The sequence below is a fragment of the Mycobacterium sp. E3298 genome, from assembly GCF_001666895.1.
Taxonomy (GTDB): Bacteria; Actinomycetota; Actinomycetes; order Mycobacteriales; family Mycobacteriaceae; genus Mycobacterium.
Genome location: NZ_LZJB01000531.1, coordinates 1 through 24,432 on the forward strand (window position 1 = coordinate 1; position 24,432 = coordinate 24,432).

26 protein-coding genes are annotated in these 24,432 nt (G+C 69.0%); 25 read left to right on the top strand and 1 reads right to left on the bottom strand.

Annotated elements, in window-relative coordinates; all coding sequences use genetic code 11:
- On the top strand, window positions 1–857 hold an 857-nt coding region (locus A9X05_RS24355; protein WP_231978464.1), incomplete at its 5' end, for an acyl-CoA dehydrogenase family protein.
- A gap of 32 nt (window positions 858–889) precedes the next feature.
- The gene (locus A9X05_RS24360) at window positions 890–2,095 is read left to right on the top strand and encodes an acyl-CoA dehydrogenase family protein (RefSeq protein WP_067784537.1); all 1,206 of its coding nucleotides are present in this window, start codon (window positions 890–892) and stop codon (window positions 2,093–2,095) included.
- A 77-nt stretch (window positions 2,096–2,172) separates the two neighbouring features.
- Here A9X05_RS24360 and A9X05_RS24365 read toward each other — a convergent pair whose 3' ends face one another.
- Window positions 2,173–3,030, bottom strand: coding sequence for an oxidoreductase (locus A9X05_RS24365; RefSeq protein ID WP_067784540.1), 858 nt, complete (start codon window positions 3,028–3,030; stop codon window positions 2,173–2,175).
- Between the two features lie 22 nt (window positions 3,031–3,052).
- Between A9X05_RS24365 and A9X05_RS24370 the strand changes: the two genes are divergently transcribed.
- The 23 genes from A9X05_RS24370 to A9X05_RS24480 form a co-directional block, all read left to right on the top strand.
- A complete protein-coding gene (locus A9X05_RS24370) occupies window positions 3,053–4,051 on the top strand; it encodes an acryloyl-CoA reductase (RefSeq protein ID WP_067757029.1) in 999 nt (332 codons plus the stop codon).
- A 22-nt stretch (window positions 4,052–4,073) separates the two neighbouring features.
- Entirely contained in the window at window positions 4,074–5,045 is a 972-nt protein-coding gene (locus A9X05_RS24375) for an NADPH:quinone oxidoreductase family protein (protein WP_067757032.1), read from the top strand.
- A gap of 162 nt (window positions 5,046–5,207) precedes the next feature.
- Window positions 5,208–6,299, top strand: a complete 1,092-nt coding sequence (locus A9X05_RS24380; RefSeq protein WP_067784543.1) for a homogentisate 1,2-dioxygenase — start codon at window positions 5,208–5,210, stop codon at window positions 6,297–6,299.
- Window positions 6,300–6,301: 2 nt separating this feature from the next.
- A complete protein-coding gene (locus A9X05_RS24385) occupies window positions 6,302–7,483 on the top strand; it encodes a S9 family peptidase (RefSeq protein ID WP_067757038.1) in 1,182 nt (393 codons plus the stop codon).
- Window positions 7,480–8,685 carry a CaiB/BaiF CoA-transferase family protein gene (locus A9X05_RS24390; protein ID WP_067784546.1) on the top strand — a complete coding sequence of 402 codons (1,206 nt, stop codon included), beginning with the start codon at window positions 7,480–7,482 and terminating at the stop codon, window positions 8,683–8,685. The genes A9X05_RS24385 and A9X05_RS24390 overlap by 4 nt, the downstream gene beginning before the upstream one ends.
- Complete coding sequence (locus A9X05_RS24395) at window positions 8,682–9,578, top strand: hydroxymethylglutaryl-CoA lyase (protein WP_067784549.1); 897 nt, start codon at window positions 8,682–8,684, stop codon at window positions 9,576–9,578. The genes A9X05_RS24390 and A9X05_RS24395 overlap by 4 nt, the downstream gene beginning before the upstream one ends.
- Window positions 9,578–10,192, top strand: coding sequence for a TetR/AcrR family transcriptional regulator (locus A9X05_RS24400; RefSeq protein WP_067784553.1), 615 nt, complete (start codon window positions 9,578–9,580; stop codon window positions 10,190–10,192). The genes A9X05_RS24395 and A9X05_RS24400 overlap by 1 nt, the downstream gene beginning before the upstream one ends.
- 10 nt (window positions 10,193–10,202) lie before the next feature.
- A complete protein-coding gene (locus A9X05_RS24405; protein ID WP_067784555.1) occupies window positions 10,203–11,438 on the top strand; it encodes an acyl-CoA dehydrogenase family protein in 1,236 nt (411 codons plus the stop codon).
- Complete coding sequence (locus A9X05_RS24410) at window positions 11,435–12,421, top strand: phosphotransferase family protein (protein ID WP_067784558.1); 987 nt, start codon at window positions 11,435–11,437, stop codon at window positions 12,419–12,421. The genes A9X05_RS24405 and A9X05_RS24410 overlap by 4 nt, the downstream gene beginning before the upstream one ends.
- Window positions 12,421–12,759: a DUF6285 domain-containing protein gene (locus A9X05_RS31800; protein WP_067757052.1), complete on the top strand. Its 339-nt coding sequence runs from the start codon at window positions 12,421–12,423 to the stop codon at window positions 12,757–12,759. The genes A9X05_RS24410 and A9X05_RS31800 overlap by 1 nt, the downstream gene beginning before the upstream one ends.
- A 67-nt stretch (window positions 12,760–12,826) precedes the next feature.
- Window positions 12,827–13,216 (top strand): nuclear transport factor 2 family protein, encoded by a 390-nt coding sequence (locus A9X05_RS24420; RefSeq protein ID WP_067757055.1) that lies wholly within the window; start codon window positions 12,827–12,829, stop codon window positions 13,214–13,216.
- Between the two features lie 32 nt (window positions 13,217–13,248).
- A complete protein-coding gene (locus tag A9X05_RS24425; RefSeq protein ID WP_067757100.1) occupies window positions 13,249–13,785 on the top strand; it encodes a YceI family protein in 537 nt (178 codons plus the stop codon).
- A gap of 30 nt (window positions 13,786–13,815) precedes the next feature.
- Window positions 13,816–14,229, top strand: a complete 414-nt coding sequence (locus A9X05_RS24430; RefSeq protein ID WP_067271403.1) for a response regulator transcription factor — start codon at window positions 13,816–13,818, stop codon at window positions 14,227–14,229.
- A gap of 261 nt (window positions 14,230–14,490) precedes the next feature.
- A complete protein-coding gene (locus A9X05_RS24435) occupies window positions 14,491–14,868 on the top strand; it encodes an NADH-quinone oxidoreductase subunit A (protein ID WP_067784561.1) in 378 nt (125 codons plus the stop codon).
- A 7-nt stretch (window positions 14,869–14,875) separates the two neighbouring features.
- Window positions 14,876–15,430: an NADH-quinone oxidoreductase subunit B family protein gene (locus A9X05_RS24440; RefSeq protein WP_067271408.1), complete on the top strand. Its 555-nt coding sequence runs from the start codon at window positions 14,876–14,878 to the stop codon at window positions 15,428–15,430.
- On the top strand, window positions 15,427–16,152 hold the full coding sequence (locus A9X05_RS24445) for an NADH-quinone oxidoreductase subunit C (protein ID WP_067757059.1): 726 nt from the start codon (window positions 15,427–15,429) through the stop codon (window positions 16,150–16,152). The genes A9X05_RS24440 and A9X05_RS24445 overlap by 4 nt, the downstream gene beginning before the upstream one ends.
- A complete protein-coding gene (gene nuoD / locus A9X05_RS24450; protein WP_067757063.1) occupies window positions 16,152–17,483 on the top strand; it encodes an NADH dehydrogenase (quinone) subunit D in 1,332 nt (443 codons plus the stop codon). Before A9X05_RS24445 ends, nuoD begins: the two co-directional genes overlap by 1 nt.
- Window positions 17,480–18,238 carry an NADH-quinone oxidoreductase subunit NuoE gene (nuoE, locus tag A9X05_RS24455; RefSeq protein ID WP_067757066.1) on the top strand — a complete coding sequence of 253 codons (759 nt, stop codon included), beginning with the start codon at window positions 17,480–17,482 and terminating at the stop codon, window positions 18,236–18,238. The genes nuoD and nuoE overlap by 4 nt, the downstream gene beginning before the upstream one ends.
- Window positions 18,235–19,557: an NADH-quinone oxidoreductase subunit NuoF gene (nuoF, locus tag A9X05_RS24460; RefSeq protein WP_067757069.1), complete on the top strand. Its 1,323-nt coding sequence runs from the start codon at window positions 18,235–18,237 to the stop codon at window positions 19,555–19,557. The genes nuoE and nuoF overlap by 4 nt, the downstream gene beginning before the upstream one ends.
- 4 nt (window positions 19,558–19,561) lie before the next feature.
- Entirely contained in the window at window positions 19,562–21,988 is a 2,427-nt protein-coding gene (locus A9X05_RS24465; protein WP_067784564.1) for an NADH-quinone oxidoreductase subunit G, read from the top strand.
- Window positions 21,989–21,999: 11 nt separating this feature from the next.
- Window positions 22,000–23,262 (top strand): NADH-quinone oxidoreductase subunit NuoH, encoded by a 1,263-nt coding sequence (gene nuoH, locus A9X05_RS24470; protein WP_067784566.1) that lies wholly within the window; start codon window positions 22,000–22,002, stop codon window positions 23,260–23,262.
- On the top strand, window positions 23,255–23,800 hold the full coding sequence (gene nuoI / locus A9X05_RS24475) for an NADH-quinone oxidoreductase subunit NuoI (RefSeq protein WP_067757075.1): 546 nt from the start codon (window positions 23,255–23,257) through the stop codon (window positions 23,798–23,800). Before nuoH ends, nuoI begins: the two co-directional genes overlap by 8 nt.
- A 5-nt stretch (window positions 23,801–23,805) precedes the next feature.
- Window positions 23,806–24,432, top strand: a 627-nt coding sequence (locus tag A9X05_RS24480) for an NADH-quinone oxidoreductase subunit J (RefSeq protein WP_231969205.1), incomplete at its 3' end; no start/stop codon positions are given.

A 24,432-nucleotide genomic window follows, 5' to 3' on the forward strand; every position in this document is an offset into this window, starting at 1 on the left:
ACGTGGCATGCTGGTCCGCGCTGCCCCAGTGCGTGAGCGCCGCGGCCACACCGCCCGGGGCCAGAATCGGCAGCGCGGACCAGCAGGCCACGTATCTGCACGAGTTCGCGGGCGAGAACGTTCCGCAGGCCTGCGTCGCCATCGCCGAGCCGCAACCGCTGTTCGACCCCACCCAGCTGAAGACCACCGCGGTGCGCACACCGAGCGGCTACCGCCTCGACGGCGTGAAGTCGTTGGTTCCGGCGGCGGCCGACGCCGAGCTGTTCATCGTCGGCGCCCAGCTGGACGGCAAGCCGGCCTTGTTCATCGTCGAGTCGTCGACGAAAGGCCTTACCGTCAAGGCGGATCCGAGCATGGGCATCCGCGCGGCGGCCCTGGGTCACGTGGAGCTCTCGGGCGTCTCGGTGCCGCTGAATGCGCGCCTCGGTGAGGACGAAGCCACCGACGACGACTACTCGGAGGCTCTCGCGCTGTCCCGGCTGGGCTGGGCGGCACTGGCGGTCGGCACCTCGCATGCGGTCCTCGACTACGTGGTGCCCTACGTGAAGGAGCGCGAAGCGTTCGGCGAGCCGATCGCCCACCGTCAGGCCGTCGCGTTCATGTGCGCCAACATCGCGATCGAGCTGGACGGCCTGCGGCTGATCACCTGGCGGGGCGCCGCCCGCGCCGAGCAGGGCCTGCCCTTCATCCGCGAGGCGGCCCTGGCCAAGCGGTTGGGCGCCGACAAGGGCATGCAGATCGGCCTGGACGGCGTGCAGCTGCTCGGCGGCCACGGCTTCACGAAGGAACACCCGGTCGAGCGCTGGTACCGCGACCTGCGGGCCATCGGCGTGGCCGAGGGCGTCGTCGTCATCTAAGTCGTCATTCAACTCGAGCCGAAAGACCAATCATGGCAATCAATCTCGAACTGCCCCGCAAACTGCAGGCGGTGGCCGTCAAGACGCATCAGGGCGCCGCGGAACTGATGCGGCCGATCGCCCGCAAGTACGACCTGGCCGAACACGCCTACCCGGTCGAACTCGACACCCTGTACAACCTGTTCGCGGGCGCCTCGGAATCCATCGAGTTCGCCGGGGCCGACAACCTGGGCGACGAGAACAAGGACAGGGACCAAAACCACAACGGCGCGAACATGGCGGCCCTGCTGCAGACCCTGGAGGCCTGCTGGGGCGACGTCGCGATGATGTTGTCGGTCCCCTACCAGGGCCTGGGCAACGCGGCCATCTCCGCGGTGGCCACCGAGGAACAGTTGGAACGCCTGGGCAAGGTGTGGGCGGCGATGGCCATCACCGAGCCGGGCTTCGGCTCCGACTCCGCGGCGGTGTCGACCACGGCCAAGCTGGACGGCGACGAGTACGTGATCAACGGCGAAAAGATCTACGTCACAGCCGGTTCGCGCGCCACCCACATCGTGGTGTGGGCGACGCTGGACAAGTCGCAGGGGCGCGCGGCCATCAAGTCGTTCATCGTGCCGCGCGAGCACCCGGGCGTGACCGTCGAGCGGCTCGAACGCAAACTCGGCATCAAGGGCTCCGACACCGCGGCGATCCGATTCGACAACGTCCGGATCCCGAAGGAGAACCTGCTCGGCAACCCGGAAATCGAAGTGGGCAAGGGCTTTTCCGGCGTGATGGAGACCTTCGACAACACCAGGCCCATCGTGGCCGCCATGGCCATCGGGGTCGGCCGCGCCGCCCTGGAGGAGATCCGCAAGATCCTGACCGAGGCCGGCGTGGAGATCTCCTACGACAAGCCCTCGCACGCCCAGAGCGCCGCGGCGGCCGAGTTCCTGCGGATGGAGGCCGACTGGGAGGCCGCCTACCTGCTCGCGCTGCGCGCGGCGTGGCAGGCCGACAACAAGATCCCGAACTCCAAAGAGGCGTCGATGAGCAAGGCCAAGGCCGGCCGCATGGCCAGCGACGTCACCCTCAAGACTGTCGAATTGGCCGGCACCGCAGGCTATTCCGAGCAATCGATGCTGGAGAAGTGGGCGCGCGACTCCAAGATCCTCGACATCTTCGAGGGCACTCAGCAGATCCAGCAGTTGGTGGTCGCCCGCCGCTTGCTGGGCCTGTCGTCGGCCGAGCTCAAATAGCGACCGGTCTGCGCCGAACGTGCAACCATGGCGGAAATTCGGCGATTTCTTCGCCCTGAGTGCACGTTCGGCGAAACTTAGGCGCCGATCGCGTCCAGCTGCTCGCGGACCTCGTCGTCCAGCTCGATGGAGGCGACGTCGAGGTTCTCCTCGAGGTGGCGCACCGACGAGGTGCCCGGGATCAGCAGCACGTTGGGCGCCACGCCCAGCGTCCACGCCAGCGCGACCTGCGCGGGCGTGTGCCCGAGCCGGTCGGCGGTCTCGACGACCACTCGGTGGGTGAGCACCGGGTTGGGCCGGATGAAGGCGGCCCCCAGCGGGAAGAACGGAACGAACGCGATGCCGCGTGTCGTGCACTCCTCGAGCACGGGCGCCGATCCGCGGTCGACGAGGTTGAATGCGTTTTGCACACAGGCGACTTCGGTGCGCTCCAAGGCGCGCAGCAGGTGATCGCGGTTGACGTTGCTCAACCCGATCCCCCCGATCAGTCCCGCGTCGCGGGCTTCGATCATCACCGACAGCTGGTCGTCGAAAAGCTGATCCGGCCCGTCGCTTTCGAACACGCGCAGGTTGACCGCGGCCAATTGGTCGGCGCCGAGCGTGCGCAGGTTGGTCTCGATGTCGCGGCGCAAGTCGGCCGGCTCGTCGACCGGTAACCAGGCGCCGCTGTCGTCGCGCCGGCCGCCGACCTTGCTCACCAGCGCCAAGTTCTCCGGATAGGGATGCAGCGCCTCGCGGATGAGCTCGTTGGCGACGTCGGGACCGTAGAACTGGGCGGTGTCGATGTGGTCGACGCCGAGTTCGACGGCCCGGCGCAGCACGGCGAGCGCCTCGTCGCGGTCCCGCGGCGGGCCGAAGACGTTGGGCCCCGGCAACTGCATCGCGCCGAAGCCCACCCGGGAGACCGAAAAGCGACCGAGTGGAAAGGAATCCATACGGTGAGGTTAGCGTCGGTGCATGGACACGTTTCAAGCGCTCGTCGCCCGCGAAGATGGTGACCGGATAACCGCCTCGGTCGAGACTTTGAGCCGCTCCGACCTCCCACCCGGTGAGGTGACGATCCGGGTGCTCTATTCGAGCGTCAACTACAAGGACGCGCTGGCGCTGACCCCGGGCGGCGGCGTGGTGCGCAGCTACCCCGTCGTGCCCGGCATCGACCTGACCGGCGAGGTCGTCGAATCCGGTTCGGCGGACTTCACCGTCGGCGAGCAGGTGCTGGCGCACGGATACCAGATCGGCACCGGCCACCACGGCGGCTACGCCGAATACGTGCGACTGCCGGCCGACCAGGTCGTCGCGCTCGGCGCGCTGAGCCCGCACGAGGGCGCGGCGATCGGGACAGCCGGCTTCACCGCCGCCATGAGCGTGCAAGCGCTGATCGACTGGGGCATCGAACCCGGCGCCGGCTCAGTGGTCGTCACGGGCGCCTCCGGCGGCGTGGGCTCGGTCAGTGTGGACCTGTTGGCCGCCGCGGGCTACCGGGTGGTGGCCTCGACCGGCAAAGAGGGTGCCGCCGGGCTGCTGAAAGAGCTTGGCGCCGCGGAGGTTATCGGCCGACTGCCCGAGGATCCCGACGCCAAACCGCGGCCGTTGGCCAAGGCGCGGTGGGCGGCCGCGGTGGACTGCGTCGGCGGCGCGACGCTGGCGGACGTGCTCAGCGCCGTCGACTACGGCGGGGCGGTGGCCTGTAGTGGCCTGACCGGCGGGCCGGCGTTGCGCACCACGGTGATGCCGTTCATCCTGCGCGGCGTGGCGCTGCTGGGCATGGATTCGGTGCAGATGCCGATCGGCCGGCGCCGCAAACTGTGGGCGCTGCTGGGTGATTCGTTGCGGCCGCGTCACCTCGACTTGCTCACCAGCGACGTCGACATCAAGGACGTCGTCGATGTGCTGGATCAGGTGCGTGCCGGCAAGTTCACCGGGCGGGCGGTGGTGCGGGTCGCCGGCGGTTTTTGAGTCGGCAGTAGGCTGTCCGACCATGCGTGCTGCGCGGGTGACTCGGCTGGACGGTCCGGACGCGATCGAGGTGGCGGAGATCGACGAACCATCGGGTGACGGTGTCGTCGTCGAGGTGCACGCGGCCGGTGCCGCCTTCCCCGACGCGCTGCTCACCCGGGGCCTCTACCAGTACCGCCCCGAGCCGCCGTTCGTGCTGGGCGCCGAGATCGCCGGCGTGGTCCGCTCGGCGCCGGACGGCGCGCACGTGCGGGCCGGGGACCGGGTCGTCGGGCTGACGATGCTGTCCGGCGGCATGGCCGAAGTCGCGATCCTGCAACCCGACCGGGTGTTCAAACTTCCCGACAACGTGAGCTTCGAGGCGGGCGCCGGCCTGCTGTTCAACGACCTGACGGTGTACTTCGCGCTGACGGTGCGGGGCCGGCTGGCCCAGGGCGAGACGGTGCTGGTGCACGGCGCCGCCGGCGGCATCGGGACGTCGACGCTGCGGCTGGCGTCGCTGCTCGGGGCGTCGCGCACCATCGCGGTGGTCAGCACGGAAGAGAAGGCGAACGTCGCGACGGCCGCCGGGGCCACCGACGTGGTGTTGGCCGACGGGTTCAAGGATGCCGTCAAGGAGCTCACCGGCGGTCGCGGCGTCGACGTAATACTCGACCCGGTCGGCGGCGACCGCTTCACCGACTCGTTGCGCTCGCTCGCCCCCGGCGGACGGCTGCTCGTCGTCGGCTTCACCGGCGGGGATATCCCGACGGTGAAGGTGAACCGGTTGCTGCTCAACAATATTGACGTGGTCGGCGTGGGCTGGGGCGCCTGGACGGCGACGCATCCGAACGCGCTCGCCGAGCAATGGGCCGGCCTCGAGAAGCTGCTCAGCTCGGGCGAGCTGGCCGCCCCCACCCCCGAGGTCTACCCCCTGGACGAGGCCGCCGCCGCGGTCGCGTCGCTGGAGAACCGCACCGCCAAGGGCAAGGTCGTGGTGCGCGTCCGCGACTGACGCGATGTGCCGGTCGATCGGCGACACATAAACGTCAGCGAAGACACGCCGTGTCGGGTCGCAATGGATTATGTCTCGCGGAGGGCCGGGCCCTTGTGCCGGCCAGAAACAAAAAGTAATGTCACTTTCAGTTTTGTCCCAGCGAGCCCCCGGGGGTCAGCCATGGAATCCTTCGTCCACATGCGAAAAGGCAAGACGCCGCGACGCCTGCACGCCGACCTCGACGGGCTCAAGGACGACGAGCTGGGGCGGGACGGATTCACCGGCCGCACCGCGAACCTGTACCGCCGCCACGACCCCACCGCCTACCGGTCGGTCGGTCCGCTGCGCCCCGTCGACGTGCTCGCGGAACAGCTCAAGCCCGCCGACGCCACCGACGCCAACGGCGGTCCGCTGCTCATGTTCAGCAACGCCGACTGCCGAATCCTGTTGAGCCGTCGCCACGAACCGATGCCGTTCTTCGTCCGCCATGTCGACGGCGACCTGCTGTGCTTCGTACACCGGGGCGCCGGCCTGGTCGAAACCGAGTTCGGGCCGCTGCGCTACCGAGGGGGCGACTGGCTCTACCTGCCGAAGGCGTGCACCTGGCGCCAGGTGCCCGACGAGGAGACGACGCTGCTCATGGTCGAGGCGACCGACGAGTTCCGGGTGCCGCCGCCCGGGCCGCTGGGCCGGCACTTCCCGTTCGACCCGTCGCAGGCCACGATCCCCGACCCGGCGCCCATCGACGATGACGGGCGCGAGGAATACGAGGTGCGGCTCATGCACGAGGGCGGCCCGACGACCCTGTTCTACCAACACCATCCGCTCGACGTCGAAGGTTGGCGCGGCGACAACTTCGCGTTCACCTTCAACATCGACGACTACAACGTGGTCACCTCCGACAGCGTGCACCTGCCGCCGACCGTGCACCTCTTCATGCAGGCCACCGGCGTCTACGTGATGAACTTCCTGCCCAAGCCCGCCGAAGGCGTGGCCGGCACCGAGCGCACGCCGTGGTACCACCGCAACGTCGACTACGACGAGATCGCCTTCTTCCACGGCGGCTCGCTCTACGGCATCCCGATGCCGCCGGGCCTGATTTCCCATGCGCCGCAAGGCGTTCACCACGGCGCACCGGAGAAGGCGCGGGAACGGGCGCGCCGCAAGTTCGACGAGTACTCCCGCGTCGATTGGCAAGTGATCGCCGTCGACACCCGCCGGCGACTGACCCCGTCGGCCGAGGTGCTGGCGCACGACCTAGGACAACACTGACCATGACGACCCGCCACGAATACGAGCGAATCCCCTATCTCATTGCGTTCCAGAACGATTCCGGCGTCCGCGACGTGTACGGCGGCCTGGCCGAGATCACCGTGCTGGAGAGCTACCTGCTCAAGCCGAAAGACAAGCCGTCGGACACCGTGCTGGTGTTCATGCACCCGATCGGCGGCGGCGCCTACCTGCCGATGATCAACGCGCTGGCCCGGGCCGGCCACCATGTCATCTACTGCAACAGCCGGTTCCGCGGCACCGACTCGGCGCTCCTGATGGAGAAGGTGGTCGAGGATCTCGGCGAGTGCATCAAGGACGCGAAGAAGCGGCTGGGCTACACCAAGGTGGTGCTGGCCGGGTGGAGTGGCGGTGGCTCGCTGTCGATGTTCTACCAGCAGCAGGCCCAGCACCCCACCATCACGTCGAGCCCGTCGGGCGACGGCCCCGACCTGACCGCCCTGGAGCTGCCGGCCGCCGACGGCATCATGCTGCTGGCCGCGCACATCAGCCGGCATGGCACGCTGACCGAATGGCTGGACGCGTCGATCCTCGACGAATCCGATCCGACCAAGCGCGATCCCGAGCTGGACCTGTACAACCCGGACAACCCGAACCAGCCGCCCTACAGCCAGGAGTTCCTGGCCCGGTACCGCAACGCACAGGTGATGCGGAACCGGCGCATCACCGCGTGGGTCAAGGACAAGCTCGCCGAGCTGAAGGCGGCCGGCCGCGAGCAAGACGAGTTCTGCTTCGTCGTGCATGGCACCATGGCCGACCCGCGCTGGCTGGACCCGACCGTCGATCCCAACGAACGCGTCCCGGGAACCTGCTACCTGGGGGATCCTCAGGTGGTGAACATGAGCCCGGTCGGATTGGCCCGCTTCTCCACGCTGCGCGGCTGGCTCTCGCAATGGAGTTACGACGACGCCCGCGGCGACGGGGTGGCCTGCGGGCCCGACATCGCGGTCCCGGCGCTGGTCATCGGTAATCTGGCCGACGACGCCTGCACGCCCAGCCACACCAGGCGGCTGTTCAACGCGATCGGGCACCAGGACAAGGAGATGCACGAAATCCCCGGCGCCACCCACTATTACGCGGGCCCCGACCAGCGCGACAAGCTGCGCGCGGCCGTCGATCTCGTCACCGACTGGCTGGTCCGGCACGACTTCGCGGGGGCGCAGTGACGCCCACCGGGCCGCTGGACGGCGTCCGGGTGCTCGAGCTGGGCACGCTGATCGCGGGCCCGTTCGCCGGACGGTTGCTGGGCGACATGGGCGCCGACGTCATCAAGGTGGAACCCCCCGGCGCCCCGGACCCGCTGCGCACCTGGGGCCAGGCCGAGGCCGACGGGGAGCACGTCTTCTGGACGGTGCACGCGCGCAACAAGAGAGCCATCACCCTCGACCTGCGCAAGCCCCGCGGCCGCGAACTGTTCCTGGAGCTGGTCGCGAAGTCCGACGTCGTCGTGGAGAACTTCCGCCCGGGCACGCTGGAGAAATGGGACCTGGGTTACGACGTGCTCAGCGCCCGCAACCCGGGCATCATCCTTGTCCGGGTGTCGGGCTACGGGCAGACGGGACCCGACGCGCACAAGGCGGGCTACGCCTCGGTCGCCGAGGCGGCGAGCGGCCTGCGCCACCTCAACGGTTTCCCCGGCGGCCCGCCGCCCAGGCTCGCGCTCTCGCTCGGTGACACCCTGGCCGGCATGTTCGGCGCCCAGGGCGCGGTGGCCGCGCTGTACCGCCGCGGCATCACCGGGCGCGGCCAGGTGGTCGATGTCGCGTTGACCGAATCCTGTTTGGCCGTACAGGAATCCACCATCCCCGACTACGACCTCGCCGGCGTGGTGCGCGGGCCGTCGGGCACCCGGCTCGACGGCATCGCGCCGTCCAACATCTACCGCAGCGCCGACGGCTCGTGGGTGGTGATCGCCGCCAACCAGGACACCGTCTTCGCCCGGCTGTGCAAGGCGATGGGCCGCCCGGAGCTGGCCATCGACGACCGGTTCGCCACCCACGGCGCGCGCGGCCGCAACCAGGACGAGCTCGACGAGATCATCGGCGCGTGGGCCGCGGAACGCCGGCCCGCTGACATCATCGAAACCCTCAGTGCCGCGGGGGTGATCGCCGGTCCGATCAACACGGTCGCGGAGGTGGTCAACGACCCGCAGCTGCGGGCCCGCGGCATGCTGGTCGAGCACTTCGATGAACGGATCGGGCGCAACGTTCTCGGGCCGGGCATCGTGCCGGTGCTCTCCGAATCCCCGGGCCGCGTGCGCAACGCCGGGCCGGCGCGGCCGGGCCAGCACAACGACGACGTCTACGTCGGGCTGCTGGGCAGGACCGCCGAGGAGCTCGCGGAGCTGCGCGCCGAGGAGGTGCTGTGAACCAGCACGTGGCCATCCGCGAGGTGGCGCTGCGCGACGGTCTGCAGATCGAGGCGCCGATCCCGTTGTCGGCCAAGCTGGAACTGCTGGCCGCGATCGCGGCCACCGGGGTCCGCGAGGTGGAGGTCACGGCGTTCGTCTCGCCGACGAAAGTGCCGTCGATGGCCGACGCCGCCGAGCTCGCGGCCCACCTGCACGACTACCCCGACATCGAGTTCTCCGCCTTGGTGGCCAGTCCCAACGGGGCCAAGCGGGCGGTGGCCGCGGGCCTGCGCTCGATCGAGTACGTGGTGGCCGCCGACGACACGTTCAGCAAGGCCAACGTCGGCCGCACCAGCGCGCAGGCCACCGAGGCGATCGACGAGATCGTCGCGATCGCGCACGGCGCCGGCGTCACCGTCGAGGTCGTCATCGCCACCGCGTGGGACTCACCGTTCGAGGGCCCCACCCCGCCCGAGCGCGTGCTCGAGATCGCCGCGGCCGCCCGCGGCCGGGGCGCCGACCGCCTGTCGATCGCCGACACCATCGGCACCGCCACGCCGGGGCGCGTGAGTTCGCTGATCGCGCAACTGCGTCCGGTGATCGGCGACCTGCCGCTTGGCGGCCATTTCCACAACACCCGCGGCTCCGGGCTGGCCAGCGCGTACGCGGCGGTCGGCTCCGGGGTGACCCGGCTGGACGCCTCGGTCGGCGGGCTGGGCGGCTGCCCGTTCGCGCCCGGCGCCACCGGCAACATCGCCACCGAGGACCTGGTGTACCTGCTGTCCGACAGCGGCATCGGCGTGGACGTCGACCTGCAGGCCGCCATCGCCGCCGCCGAAGTCGCCAAATCGGCTGTGGGCCACGACCTGCCGAGCGCCCTGCTGCGCGCCGGCGACCGGATCCGGACCTAATGCCCGCCCCGGACGCGCTGACCGCCAAGGGCCGCCAAACCAGGCAGGCCATCGAGCAGGCCGCCCGGAAGCTGTTCGCCGAACGGGGCTTTCACGGCACCACGCTGGCCGACATCACGTCGGCGGCGGGCCGCTCGCCCGCGGTGTTCTACCGGTATTTCGCCGACAAGGAGGACCTGCTCGCCGCGCTGGCCGAGTCGTTCCTGCATGACGTCGTCACACCGTCGGGGTTGAGCGTCGAGCTTCCCGAATCGCCCGACGACGACGCGTTCTTCACCGCGGTGGTCACCGGCTACTGGAACATGTTCAAACAAAACATCGGCATCATGATCGCCGTGGCCCAGCTCGCCGCCACCCAGCGGCGCTTCGCGACCGTCCAGAACGAGTTCCGCCGCTTCGGCATGGACATCGTCGCCGCCTCCGTCCGCCGCGCCCAGGACCAGGGCTACGGAACCGAGCTCGACCCGCAACACACCGCGGCGGCCATCGCCCTGCTGTTCGAGAACTTCACCACCGTCTTCGTCGGCCCCTCCAACCTGGGCATCAAGATCAGCGATGAGGACGCCATCGCCACCCTGTCGACGATCTGGAAGAAAACGCTTTACGGCACGTAAGGAGAAACCTGTGGACTTCACACTCCCCGAACACCTTCCGGGTCTGCTCGCCGAGATGGACGAGTTCATCGAGGCCGAGATCAAACCCTTGGAGCGCGAGCACATCCAGTACTTCGACAAGCGCCGCGAACACGCCCGCACCGACTGGGACAACGACGGCATTCCGACGCGCGAGTGGGAGGACCTGCTCGCCGAGATGCGCCGGCGAGCCGACAAGGCGGGCTGGCTGCGCTACGGGCTACCGTCGTCGCTGGGCGGCCGGGACGGCACCAACGTCGACATGGCCGTCATCCGGGAACACCTGGCGCACAAGGGTCTTGGCCTGCACAACGATCTGCAGAACGAATCCTCGATCGTCGGGAACTTCCCGCAGGTGATCATGATGGAGCGGTTCGGCACCGACGAACAACGGCGGGGATGGTCCGAGGCCCTGATCACGGGGGAACGTTCCATGGCGTTCGGGCTCACCGAGCCGCAGCACGGCTCGGACGCCACCTGGCTGGAGACCCGCGCCCAACCCGACGGTGACGGCTGGATCATCAACGGCTCCAAGCGGTTCAACACCGGCGTCCACCGCGCGACTCACGACCTGGTCTTCGCCCGCACCTCCGGTGAGGCCGGCCAGGCGCGGGGCATCACCGCGTTCCTGGTGCCGACGGACGCGCCCGGGTTCGACGTGCCCTACTACTGGTGGACGTTCAACATGCCGACCGATCACGGCGAGGTGGCGCTGACCGACGTCCGGGTGCCGGCCGACGCGGTGCTCGGCGAGGTGGACCGCGGCCTGGAGGTCGCGCAGACCTTCTTGCACGAGAACAGGATTCGGCAGGCGGCGAGCAGCCTGGGCGCGGCCCAGTACTGCATCGACCGCGCCGCCGAATACGCCGGCACGCGGACGGTGTTCGGCAAGCCGCTGTCGGTCAACCAGGCCGTGCAATGGCCGCTGGCCGAGTTGCAGACCGAGGCCCAGATGGTGCGGCTGCTCGTCCACTACGCCGCCTGGCACCTGGACCGCGACCACCACATGGAGGTCTCGGACAAGGTGTCGATGGCCAACTACCGGGCCAACCGACTGGTCTGCGACGCCGCCGACCGGGCCATGCAGATCTTCGGCGGCCTGGGCTACAGCCGGCACGAGCCGTTCGAACACATCTACCGCCACCACCGTCGCTACCGGATCACCGAGGGAGCCGAGGAGATCCAGATTCGCCGGGTGGCCCAGCGGCTGTTTAAGTTTGGCAAGTGACGTCGACCGAGGAGCTGGCCACCCAGATCGCCGCGGCGCTGGCGCCGGTCCTCGGCGCCGACGTCGCCGTGGAGAACCTGCGCGCGCTGACCGGGGGCGCCAGCCGCTCGACGTGGGCGTTCAACGCCGTCGCCGGCGAGCGACGCCACGCGCTGATCCTGCGCACGGGCGCGCCCGACGACGTGCACGCCGGCATGGAGCTGGAAGCACGCGCCCAGGCCGCCGCCGCTGCCGCAGGCGCGCCGGTCCCCCACGTCCTCCTCGCTGACGATTCGCCTGCCGCCCTGGGCAATCCGTTCCTGATCTGCGACGCGATCGAGGGTGAGACGATCGTCCGGCGCATCCAGCGCCAACTCGACGAGGCCGGCGGGCAGGCGGCCCGCGCCGGGCTGCTGCGGCAATGCGCACAGGCCCTGGCGGCCATCCACCGCGCCGACCCGGGCATCCCCGGCCTGGCCCGCGAGGATCCGCTCGAGCAGTGGCGCGAGCGGCTCGACGCGATGGGTGACACCACGGCCACTTTCGAATGGGCGTTCCGCTGGCTCGAGGCGCGCCGACCGGAGTCATCGGCCGACGTGCTGGTGCACGGCGACTACCGGATGGGCAACCTCATCGTCGACGGGGCCCGCCTCGCCGCCGTCCTCGACTGGGAATTGGTGCACCGCGGCGACCCCTACGACGACCTGGCCTGGTTCTGCATCCGGGCCTGGCGCTTCGGCGCCCCGGCCAGCCTCGGCGCCGGCGGCCTCGGCAGCATCGAGAGCTTCTTGCGGGACTACGAGCAAGCCGGCGGGACCACCGTCGACCGGGCGGCGTTCCATTGGTGGCTCGTGCTGGCCACCCTGCGCTGGGGCGTCATCTGCCGCTACCAGGCCGAGCGGCACCTGAGCGGCCAGTTCCGCTCGGTGGAGCTCGCCACGATCGGTCGCCGCGTGTGCGAGACCGAGTGGGACCTGCTCGACCTGCTGGAAGGGGCCGCCTGATGATCGGCGCGTACGGCCGCCCGCTCGCGGCCGAGCTGGTGGCCGCGGTGGCCGAGTTCCTCGAGACCGACGTGCGGGCGGCCACCACCGGGCAGGTGAACTTCCACGCGCGGGTGGCCGCCAACGCGCTGCGGATCGTCGAGCGCGAGCTTCTCGACGAGAGCGACGCCGAATCCCGCGCCGCGCTGGCCGACCTTGGGTTCGCCGACGAGGAAGAGCTGGCCGCCGCGATACGGGCCGGCGAGATGGACGGGCGGGCCCGCGAGGTCACCGCGTGCTTGCGCACCTTGGTGCGCCGCCGGGTGGCGGTGGCGCACCCCGGATACGACACCGAATAGCCGGGCGACGACGCGGCCGTGCAGCGGCGCGCGAAGGAGCCGGGCCATCGAGATAGGAGCAGTCGCCATGGCCGGTGCGAGTGTGGAGATCGTGGCCGACGCGGCCGACCGCCTGTTCACGGCGATCGAGAAGGGCGACTACGCGGCGGTCGACGGGATGTGGAGCGATGACATCGCGGTCTGGCGAGTCGGCGCGCGCGGCGACGACGGCAAGGCTCGCGCGCTGCGCGTCATCGACTGGTTCATCACCGCGACGACGGAGCGCCGCTATGAAATCCTGGACCGGCGATTCTTCGAGGGCGGCTTCGTCCAACAACACGTCCTGCACGCCACCGGTCATGCCGGACAATCGATCTCGATGCGGGTCTGCATCGTGATCAGGGTGGGCGGCGACGGCCGGCTGGACCGGATCGACGAGTACTTCGACCCCGCAGATATCGCGCCGTTGCTCGGCTGACGTTAGATTCGCCACGACAGATGGGGGTGACGATGACGACTTTGGAAACACTTCTCAACGATCCCGACCTGGCCGGCGTGTGGAACCTCGTCCCGAACCGCTCGACCATCACTTTCAAGATCAGGAACATGTGGGGTCTGGTGCGGGTCAAGGGCCGCTTCACCGAGTTCAGCGGAGACGGCCAACTGACGGGCACGGGGGCGGTCTTCGGCCGCCTCGACATCCGCGCCGCCTCCCTGGACACCGGCATCGGGCGTCGCGACAAGCACCTGCGCTCGGCCGATTTCTTCGACGTCGAGCGCTTCGGTGAGATCAGCGTCGTCGTCACCGCGGTGCAGCCGACCAAGGGCAAGTCCGCCGACCTCCGGGCCGCCTTCACCATCAAGGGCGTGACCGCGCCGCTGCCGCTGTCCGCCACGATCACCGAGCTCGACGACGGCTCGATCCGGATCGCGGGGGAAGCCAAGGTGGATCGCACCCAGTTCGACCTGGGCTGGAACCGCCTCGGCATGGTCGCCTCGACCGCGACGGCGGCGGCGGACGCCGTCTTCGTGCGGGCTGCCCAGTGAATCCGGCGCGGCACCAGTAGCATCTGCAGCGTGTCCGACTCCAGTCCCGAATCCAGCGTCGCCCTGCGGATCCTGGTCTACAGCGACAACGCCGAAACCCGCGAGCAAGTGATCCGGGCGCTGGGCAAGCATCTGCATCCGGACCTGCCCGAGCTGACCTACCTCGAGGTGGCGACCGCCCCGATGGTGGTCCGGCAGATGGACGAGGGCGGCATCGACTTGGCCATCCTGGACGGCGAAGCCACGCCGACCGGCGGCATGGGAATCGCCAAACAACTCAAAGACGAACTGGCGACGTGCCCGCCGATCCTGGTGCTCACCGGCCGCCGGGACGACGCCTGGCTGGCGAACTGGTCGCGGGCCGAAGCCGCGGTGCCGCACCCCATCGATCCCATCGTGCTCGGCCGCACGGTCCTCGGGCTGCTCCGCACGCCCACCCGATAGACCCGCGCAAGGCGCCTCACCTGCGCCGTTAGCGTCTCACCGCGCCCGCATCCGCGTGTCGTTCGCGCACGGCGCCCGACCGCCAGGTTGCGGTGACGCAAAACTTTCCCGGATACCCCCACCCCGACAAAGCACACCTGCCTTCGCGACGCTATGTTGTGGAGGTCACTGTGACCACCCGCGGCCCGGGCGCGTCACAGCAGCCCGGCCCCCCGCCCGGCCGCCGCACCGGCGGCCCGTACGAGGAGATCTTGGAGCGAGTTGAACGTCTACATACCCATCCTGGTACTCGGTGCGATAGCCGCGGCCTTCGCCGTCGGATCGGTGGTGATCGCGAGCCTGGCCGGCCCGTCGCGCTACAACAAGTCGAAGATGGCCCCGTACGAATGCGGCATCGAGCCGACCGACAGCCCGGTCAGCGGCCCGCACGCGGCGAGCGGCCAGCGGTTCCCGGTGAAGTATTACCTGACCGCAATGCTTTTTATCGTCTTCGACATCGAGATCGTGTTCTTGTATCCCTGGGCGGTCAATTACGACGCGCTGGGAACGTTCGCGTTGGTCGAGATGGTGGTGTTCATGCTCACGGTTTTCGTGGCGTACGCCTATGTGTGGCGCCGCGGCGGCCTGACGTGGGATTGAGGTAGACGTGGGTCTCGAAGAACAGCTGCCCGGTGGGATTCTGCTGTCGACGGTCGAGAAGGTGGCCGGCTATGTACGCAAGAACTCGTTGTGGCCGGCGACGTTCGGGTTGGCCTGCTGCGCCATCGAGATGATGGCAACCGCCGGGCCAAGATTCGACATCGCGCGGTTCGGCATGGAACGGTTCTCGGCGACGCCGCGGCAGGCCGACCTGATGATCGTGGCCGGGCGGGTGAGCCAGAAGATGGCGCCGGTGCTGCGCCAGATCTACGACCAGATGGCAGAGCCGAAATGGGTGCTGGCCATGGGCGTGTGCGCGTCGTCCGGGGGCATGTTCAACAACTACGCGATCGTGCAGGGCGTCGACCACATCGTGCCGGTCGACATCTACCTGCCCGGCTGCCCGCCGCGGCCCGAGATGCTGCTGTACGCAATCCTGAAGCTGCACGAGAAGATTCAGGAGATGCCGCTGGGCGTCAACCGGGAAACCGCCATCGCCGAGGCCGAGCAGGCCGCGCTGTCGGCTCGGCCCACCATCGAGATGCGCGGGCTGCTGCGATGAGCTCGCCCGACCACGACCCGAAGCAAGCGGCGACCGAAGGGGCCGGCGTGCCCCGTGCCGACGGTGAGGTCATCAACGTTCGCCGCGGCATGTTCGGCATCACCGGTAGCGGTGACACCACCGGGTACGGGCGGCTGGTGCGGGAGGTCGTGCTGCCCGGCAGCTCTCCCCGCCCATACGGGGGCTATTTCGACGACGTGGTGGACCGGCTGGCCGACGCTCTGCAGGCGGCCGACGTCGAATTCTCCGACGCGATAGAGAAAGTCGTGGTGTACCGCGACGAGCTGACCCTGCACGTGCGCCGCGAGGCGCTTCCCCAGGTGGCCCAGCGCCTTCGCGACGAACCGGAGCTGCGTTTCGAGATGTGCCTGGGCGTGAGCGGGGTGCACTATCCCCACGAGGCGGGCCGCGAACTGCACGCGGTGTATCCGCTCCAGTCGATCACGCACAACCGCCGCGTCCGGCTGGAAGTGGCTGCGCCGGACGGGGATCCGCACATCCCCTCGCTGTTCGGCGTCTATCCGACGACGGACTGGCACGAGCGCGAAACCTACGACTTCTTCGGCATCGTCTTCGACGGACACCCGTCGCTCACCCGCATCGAGATGCCCGACGACTGGCATGGCCATCCGCAGCGCAAGGACTATCCCCTCGGCGGCATCCCGGTGGAATACAAGGGCGCGCAGATACCCCCGCCCGACGAGCGGAGAGCGTACAACTGATGAGCACAGTCACTGACTCGACCAACGGCGGAGGCGGCGCCGGTGAAACCGTGCTGGTCGCCGGCGGCCAGGACTGGGACCAGATCGTCGACGCCGCTCGCAACGCCGACCCCGGCGAGCGGATCGTCGTCAACATGGGACCCCAGCACCCGTCCACCCACGGCGTGCTGCGGCTGATCCTGGAGATCGAGGGCGAGACGGTCACCGACGTCCGCTGCGGAATCGGCTACCTGCACACCGGCATCGAGAAGAACCTGGAATACCGCTACTGGACCCAGGGCGTCACCTTCGTGACCCGAATGGATTATCTGTCACCGTTTTTCAACGAGACCGCGTACTGCCTGGGCGTGGAGAAGCTGCTCGGCATCACCGATCAGATCCCGGAGCGGGTCAACGTCATCCGGGTGATGATGATGGAGCTCAACCGGATTTCCTCGCATCTGGTCGCATTGGCCACCGGCGGCATGGAGCTGGGCGCCATGACGCCGATGTTCGTCGGCTTCCGCGGCCGCGAGATCGTGCTGACCCTGTTCGAGAAGATCTCCGGATTGCGGATGAACAGCGCCTACATCCGGCCGGGCGGCGTGGCACAGGACCTGCCGCCGGGTGCGGAGTCCGACGTCGCCGAGGCCCTCAAGCCGCTGCGCCAGGTGCTGCGCGAAATGGGCGGCCTACTCAACGAAAACGCCATCTGGAAGGCGCGCACCCAGGACATCGGCTACCTGGACCTGACCGGGTGCATGGCGCTGGGCATCACCGGGCCGATCCTGCGGGCCACCGGGTTGCCGCACGACCTGCGCAAGAGCGAACCGTACTGCGGATATGAAAACTATGAATTCGACGTGATGACCGCCGACACGTGTGATGCTTACGGGCGCTACATGATTCGCGTCAACGAGATGTGGGAGTCGATCAAGATCATCGAGCAGTGTCTGGACAAGTTGAAGCCGGGCCCGACCATGATCGAGGACCGCAAGATCGCCTGGCCGGCCGACTTGAAGGTGGGCCCCGACGGCATGGGGAACTCACCGGAGCACATCGCCAAGATCATGGGCAGCTCGATGGAGGCGTTGATCCACCACTTCAAATTGGTCACCGAGGGCATCCGCGTTCCCGCCGGCCAGGTCTACACCGCGGTGGAGTCGCCGCGCGGCGAACTCGGCGTGCACATGGTCAGCGACGGCGGCACCCGCCCCTACCGGGTGCACTACCGCGACCCCTCGTTCACCAACCTGCAGTCGGTCGCCGCGATGTGCGAGGGCGGCATGGTGGCCGATTTGATCACCGCGGTCGCCAGCATCGACCCGGTCATGGGCGGGGTGGACCGGTGACCGGCCCGCAGGGACAGCCGGTCTTCCTCCGGCTCGGACCGCCGCCGGAGGAGCCCAACGCGTTCGTCACCGAGGGTGCGCCGCAGTCGTATTCGCCGGAGGTGCGGGCACGGCTGGAAGTCGACGCCAAGGAGATCGTCGGCCGCTACCCCAACAAGCGCTCGGCGCTGCTGCCGTTGCTGCACCTGGTGCAGGCCGAGGACTCCTACCTGACCCCGGCCGGTCTGGAGTTCTGCGGGGAGCAGCTGGGACTGACCGGCGCCGAGGTGTCGGCGGTGGCGAGCTTCTACACCATGTACCGCCGCGGGCCCACGGGTGACTACCTCGTCGGTGTCTGCACCAACACGCTGTGCGCCATCATGGGCGGCGACGCGATATTCGACGCGCTGAAGGAACATCTGGGCATCGGCAACGACGAGACCACCCCCGACGGCTCGGTCACCCTGCAGCACATCGAGTGCAACGCCGCCTGCGATTACGCGCCGGTGGTGATGGTCAACTGGGAGTTCTTCGACAACCAGACGTGCGACTCGGCACGCGAACTCGTCGACTCGTTGCGCTCCGGTGAGCCCAAGCCGCCGACGCGGGGCGCCCCGCTGTGCGCCTTCCGCGAGACGTCGCGCATCCTGGCCGGCCTGCCCGACGAGCGCCCGGACCAGGGCCAGGGCGGGGCGGGCGAGGCCACCCTGGCCGGGCTGAAAGTGGCGCAGGAACACGGCATGCAGGCGCCGACTCCCCCGGGGAGCCCGTCATGACGACCTCTCAGGCCACGCCGCTCACCCCGGTCATCAGCCGCTTCTGGGACGACCCGGAGTCCTGGACCCTGGAGACCTACCGCCGGCACGACGGCTACGAGGCGATGAAGAAGGCGCTGGCCATGGCGCCCGACGACGTCATCGCCACCGTCAAGGACTCCGGGCTGCGCGGCCGCGGCGGCGCCGGCTTCTCGACCGGCACCAAGTGGTCGTTCATCCCGCAGGGCGACACCGGCGCGGCCGCCAAGCCGCACTACCTCGTGGTCAACGCCGACGAGTCCGAACCCGGTACGTGCAAAGACATTCCGTTGATGCTGGCGACGCCGCACGTACTGGTCGAGGGTGTGATCATCGCCGCCTACGCGATCCGGGCCAGCCACGCGTTCATCTACGTGCGCGGCGAGGTGCTGCCGGTGCTGCGCCGCCTGCAGAACGCGGTGGCCGAGGCCTACGCCGCCGGATACCTGGGCCGCGACATCAACGGTTCGGGGTTCGACCTCGAGCTGGTGGTGCACGCCGGCGCCGGCGCCTACATCTGCGGCGAGGAGACCGCGCTGCTCGATTCCCTGGAGGGCCGGCGCGGCCAGCCCAGGCTGCGCCCGCCGTTCCCCGCGGTGGCGGGCCTCTACGGCTGCCCCACGGTGATCAACAACGTCGAGACGATCGCCAGCGTGCCCTCGATCATCCTCAACGGCGTCGACTGGTTCCGGTCCATGGGCAGCGAGAAATCGCCCGGCTTCACGCTGTATTCGCTGAGCGGGCACGTCGCTCGGCCCGGCCAGTACGAGGCGCCGCTGGGCATCACGCTGCGCGAATTGCTCGCCTACGCCGGCGGAGTGCGGGCCGGGCACCGACTCAAGTTCTGGACCCCCGGCGGATCGTCCACCCCGCTGCTCACCGACGAGCACCTCGACGTGCCGCTGGACTACGAGGGCGTGGGCGGGGTCGGCTCGATGCTGGGCACCAAGGCGCTGGAGATCTTCGACGAGACCACCTGCGTGGTGCGCGCCGTGCGCCGCTGGACGTACTTCTACAAGCACGAATCGTGCGGGAAGTGCACCCCTTGCCGGGAGGGGACCTTCTGGCTGGACCAGATCTACGAGCGGCTCGAAACCGGTACGGGCACCAGCGAGGACATCGACAAGCTGTTGGACATCTCCGACACCATCCTGGGGAAGTCGTTCTGCGCGTTGGGCGATGGCGCCGCCAGCCCGGTGATGTCGTCGATCAAGTTCTTTCGCGACGAATACGTGGCCCACGTCGAAGGCGGTGGCTGCCCGTTCGACCCCAGAGACTCCATGCTGAACGGAAAGGCTTGACACTTTGACCAGTGCCGCCAAAACCGAGACCGGCGACCCCAAGGACGGCCCCGAGCGTCCGCCGGACATGGTGACGCTGACCATCGACGGCAACGAAATCAGCGTGCCCAAGGGCACTTTGGTGATCCGAGCGGCCGAATTGATGGGCGTCCAGATCCCGCGGTTCTGCGACCACCCGCTGCTCGAGCCCGTCGGTGCCTGCCGGCAGTGCCTGGTCGAGGTCGAGGGGCAGCGCAAGCCGATGGCGTCGTGCACGACGGTCGCCACCGACGACATGGTGGTGCGCACGCAGCTCACCTCCGAGGCCGCCGACAAGGCCCAGCACGGGGTGATGGAGCTGCTGCTCATCAACCACCCGCTCGATTGCCCGATGTGCGACAAGGGCGGCGAGTGCCCGCTGCAGAACCAGGCGATGTCCAACGGCCGCACCGATTCTCGCTTCACCGACGCCAAGCGCACGTTCGCCAAGCCGATCAACATCTCCGCCCAGGTGCTGCTGGATCGCGAGCGCTGCATCCTGTGCGCCCGCTGCACCCGATTCTCCGAGCAGATCGCCGGCGACCCCTTCATCGACATGCAGGAGCGGGGCGCCCTGCAGCAGGTCGGCATCTACGCCAACGAGCCGTTCGACTCGTACTTCTCGGGCAACACGGTGCAGATCTGCCCGGTCGGCGCGCTGACCGGAACGGCCTACCGCTTCCGCGCCCGCCCGTTCGACCTGGTGTCCAGCCCCAGCGTGTGCGAGCACTGCGCGTCCGGGTGCGCCCAGCGCACCGACCACCGGCGCGGCAAGGTGCTGCGCCGCCTGGCCGGCGACGACCCCGAGGTCAACGAGGAGTGGAACTGCGACAAGGGCCGGTGGGCGTTCACCTACGCGACCCAGCCGGACGTCATCACCACTCCCCTGATCCGTGATGCGGACGGCGCGCTGGTGCCCGCGTCGTGGTCGCACGCGATGGCCACGGCGATCCGGGGCCTCGAGGCGGCCCGCGGGCGCACGGGCGTGCTGGTCGGCGGCCGGGCGACGCTGGAGGACGCCTACGCCTACTCGAAGTTCGCCCGAATCGTGCTGGACAGCAACGACATCGACTTCCGCGCCCGCCCCAGCTCGGCCGAGGAGGCCGGCTTCCTGGCGGCACACATCGCCGGCCGGCGCAATGTCAGCTATTCCGATCTGGAATCCGCGCCGGTGGTGGTGCTCGTCGGCTTCGAGCCCGAGGACGAGTCCCCGATCGTGTTCCTGCGACTGCGCAAGGCCGCCCGCAAGCGCGGGCTGCCGGTGTACGCGATCGCGCCGTTCGCCACGCGGGCGCTGGTGAAGATGTCGGGCCGGCTGATCAAGACCGCTCCGGGGGGCGAGGCCGCGGCGCTGGACGCGCTGGGCACCGGCGAGGTGGGCGACCTGCTCTCCTCCCCGGGCGCGGTCATCATGGTCGGGGAACGGCTGGCCACGGTGCCCGGCGGGCTGTCCGCCGCCGCCCGGCTCGCCGACGCCACCGGGGCCCGGCTGGCGTGGGTGCCGCGGCGGGCCGGCGAGCGCGGCGCGCTGGAGGCCGGCGCGCTGCCCACCCTGCTGCCCGGCGGCCGCCCGCTTGACGACGAGGCCGCCCGCGCACAGATCGCGGCGGCGTGGCACGTCTCCGAATTGCCTTCCGCCGGTGGGCGTGACGTCGAGGGCATCCTCGCCGGCGCCGCCGACGGGACGCTGGGCGCCCTGCTGGTCGGCGGCGTCGAACCCGACGACTTCGCCGATCCCCAAGCCGTGCTGGCCGCGCTGGACTCCGCTGGCTTCGTGGTCAGCCTGGAGCTGCGGGGCAGCGCGGTGACCGAGCGCGCCGACGTGGTGTTCCCGGTCGCGCCGACGACGCAGAAGGCCGGCGCCTTCGTCAACTGGGAGGGCCGCTACCGCCCCTTCGAACCCGCGCTGCGCGGCACCATCGCGCAGGCCAGCCAGTCCGACCACCAAGTACTCGACGCGCTGGCCGAGGAGATGGGCGTCTATCTCGGCCTGTCGACCGCCGAAGCGGCCCGCACGGAACTGGCCGGGCTGGGCACCTGGGACGGCGGCTGGGCGTCCGGCCCGTCCGTCGCGACCCCGCAGCCCGCCCAGCCCGGTGCGGGTGAAGCCGTGCTCACCGGCTGGCGGATGCTGCTCGACAACGGCCGGATGCAAGACGGCGAGCCGCATTTGGCCGGCACCGCACGCAAACCCGCGGTTCGGCTGTCGGCAGACACGGCCGCCGAAATCGGCGCCGCCGACGGCGACGCGGTGACCGTCAGCACGCCGCGCGGATCGATCAGCCTGCCGCTGATCATCACCGACATGCCCGACCGGGTGGTGTGGCTTCCGCTGAACTCGCCGGGTTGCGCCGTGCACCGGCAGCTGGGCGTAAGCCTGGGCAGCACAGTGAAAATCGGAGTGGGATCATGACGACGAGCTCCTTGTCCGCATTCGGGCACGACACCTGGTGGCTGGTGCTGGGCAAGGCGCTGGCCATCTTCGTGTTCCTCATGCTCAACGTGCTGGTCGCGATCCTGCTGGAACGCAAGATCCTGGGCTGGATGCAGCTGCGGCCCGGTCCCAACCGGGCGGGACCGTGGGGCGCGCTGCAAAGCCTCGCCGACGGAATCAAGTTGGCGCTCAAGGAAACCATCACCCCAGGCGGTGTCGACAAGTTCGTCTACTTCGCGGCTCCGGTCATCTCGACGATCCCGGCGTTCACCGCGTTCGCGTTCATCCCCTTCGGCCCGGTGGTGTCGGTGTTCGGCCACCGCACCCCGCTTCAGCTGACCGACCTGCCGGTCGCGGTGCTGTTCATTCTCGGGCTGTCGGCCATCGGGGTGTACGGCATCGTGCTCGGCGGCTGGGCATCCGGGTCCACCTACCCGCTGCTGGGCGGCGTGCGCTCCACCGCCCAGGTCATCTCCTACGAGGTGGCGATGGGGCTGTCGTTCGCGGCGGTGTTCCTCTACGCCGGTTCGATGTCCACGTCGGAGATCGTCGCCGCGCAGGACCGGGTCTGGTACGTGTTCCTGCTGCTGCCGTCGTTCGTGATCTACCTGATCTCGATGGTCGGTGAAACCAACCGGGCCCCATTCGATTTGCCCGAGGCCGAGGGCGAACTGGTCGCCGGCTTCCACACCGAGTATTCGTCGCTGAAGTTCGCGATGTTCATGCTCGCCGAGTACGTCAACATGATGACGGTGTCGTCGCTGGCCACCGCGTTGTTCTTCGGAGGCTGGCACGCGCCCTGGCCGATCAACATGTGGGCGGGCGCCAACACCGGGTGGTGGCCGGTGCTCTGGTTCACCGCCAAGATGTGGACCTTCCTGTTCATCTACTTCTGGCTGCGGGCCTCGCTGCCCCGGCTGCGCTACGACCAGTTCATGGCGCTGGGCTGGAAGCTGCTGATCCCCGCCTCACTGGTCTGGGTGTTGATCGCGGCCGTGATTCGGACCATGCAGAACCAGGGGTATGCGCATTGGACCCCGGTGCTGGTGGTCAGCAGCATCGTGTTCGCGACGGCACTGGTGCTGTTGTTGCGAAAACCGTTCGCCACGCCGGGTATTCGCGCGCTGGAGCGACAGCTCCGCCGCCAGGCCAAACAGCTGCCTGCCGGACAGACCTCCACACCCGTATTCCCGACACCGCCGCTGCCGATGAAGTCCCTGGCGGCCGCGAGCAAGGAGAAAGCACGTGGCTAAGTTCCTAGACGCCGTCGCCGGATTCGGCGTGACGTTCGGATCGATGTTCAAGAAGAACGTCACCGAGGAGTATCCGGAGAAGCCGGGCCCGGTGGCGCCGCGCTATCACGGCCGTCACCAGCTCAACCGGTACCCGGACGGTCTGGAGAAGTGCATCGGGTGCGAGTTGTGCGCGTGGGCCTGCCCGGCCGACGCGATCTACGTCGAGGGCGCGGACAACACCGAGGAGCTCAGGTATTCGCCCGGAGAACGGTACGGACGGGTCTATCAGATCAACTACCTGCGCTGCATCGGTTGCGGCCTCTGCATCGAGGCCTGCCCGACCCGCGCGCTGACGATGACCAACGACTACGAGATGGCCGACGACAACCGCGCCGACCTGATCTACGAGAAGGACCGGCTGCTGGCTCCCCTGCTGCCCGACATGACCGCGCCGCCGCACCCGCGCGCGCCCGGTGCCACCGACAAGGACTACTACCAGGGCAACGTCACCGCGGACGGCCTCAAGGAGACCGAGAAGGCCGGGGAATCCCGGTGACTGGAGTGACAAGCCAGCTCCTGGCCTCCGACACCATCGTGCGCACCTCCACCGGTGAAGCGGTGGCGTTCTGGGTGCTGGGCGCGCTCGCGCTGATCGGCGCGATCGGGGTGGTGCTCGCGGTCAACGCCGTGTACTCAGCGATGTTCCTGGCGATGACCATGATCATCCTGGCGGTGTTCTACATGATCCAGGACGCGCTGTTCTTGGGTGTCGTCCAGGTCGTCGTCTACACCGGCGCGGTGATGATGCTGTTCTTGTTCGTGCTGATGCTGATCGGCGTGGACTCCGCGGAATCCCTGAAGGAAACGCTGCACGGTCAGCGCATCGCCGCGGTCCTGGCCGGGATCGGCTTCGGCGTTCTGCTGATCGCGGCGATCGGCACCGCCGCGACCGTCGGCTTCGCGGGCCTGACCACCGCCAACGCCAACGGCAACGTGGAAGGGCTTGCGGCGCTCGAAGCGTTCGCGGTGGGCCAGCACCATCGCGCCGATGGCCGCGGTGATCAGCAGCGCGCTGGTGAGTTCGAACGCCCAGACGTACCGCGAGAAGATCAGCGCCGCAAGCCCTTCCACGTTGCCGTTGGCGTTGGCGGTGGTCAGGCCCGCGAAGCCGACGGTCGCGGCGGTGCC

Coding starts and splice junctions, on each gene's coding strand:
- A9X05_RS24360 (WP_067784537.1), top strand. CDS start 890: ATGGCAATCAATCTCGAACTGCCCCGCAAACTGCAGGCGGTGGCCGTC.
- A9X05_RS24425 (WP_067757100.1), top strand. CDS start 13,249: ATGACGACTTTGGAAACACTTCTCAACGATCCCGACCTGGCCGGCGTG.
- A9X05_RS24375 (WP_067757032.1), top strand. CDS start 4,074: ATGCGTGCTGCGCGGGTGACTCGGCTGGACGGTCCGGACGCGATCGAG.
- nuoD (WP_067757063.1), top strand. CDS start 16,152: ATGAGCACAGTCACTGACTCGACCAACGGCGGAGGCGGCGCCGGTGAA.
- nuoF (WP_067757069.1), top strand. CDS start 18,235: ATGACGACCTCTCAGGCCACGCCGCTCACCCCGGTCATCAGCCGCTTC.
- A9X05_RS24420 (WP_067757055.1), top strand. CDS start 12,827: ATGGCCGGTGCGAGTGTGGAGATCGTGGCCGACGCGGCCGACCGCCTG.
- A9X05_RS24385 (WP_067757038.1), top strand. CDS start 6,302: ATGACGACCCGCCACGAATACGAGCGAATCCCCTATCTCATTGCGTTC.
- A9X05_RS24370 (WP_067757029.1), top strand. CDS start 3,053: ATGGACACGTTTCAAGCGCTCGTCGCCCGCGAAGATGGTGACCGGATA.
- A9X05_RS24365 (WP_067784540.1), bottom strand. CDS start 3,030: ATGGATTCCTTTCCACTCGGTCGCTTTTCGGTCTCCCGGGTGGGCTTC.
- A9X05_RS24380 (WP_067784543.1), top strand. CDS start 5,208: ATGGAATCCTTCGTCCACATGCGAAAAGGCAAGACGCCGCGACGCCTG.
- A9X05_RS24445 (WP_067757059.1), top strand. CDS start 15,427: ATGAGCTCGCCCGACCACGACCCGAAGCAAGCGGCGACCGAAGGGGCC.
- A9X05_RS24400 (WP_067784553.1), top strand. CDS start 9,578: ATGCCCGCCCCGGACGCGCTGACCGCCAAGGGCCGCCAAACCAGGCAG.
- A9X05_RS31800 (WP_067757052.1), top strand. CDS start 12,421: ATGATCGGCGCGTACGGCCGCCCGCTCGCGGCCGAGCTGGTGGCCGCG.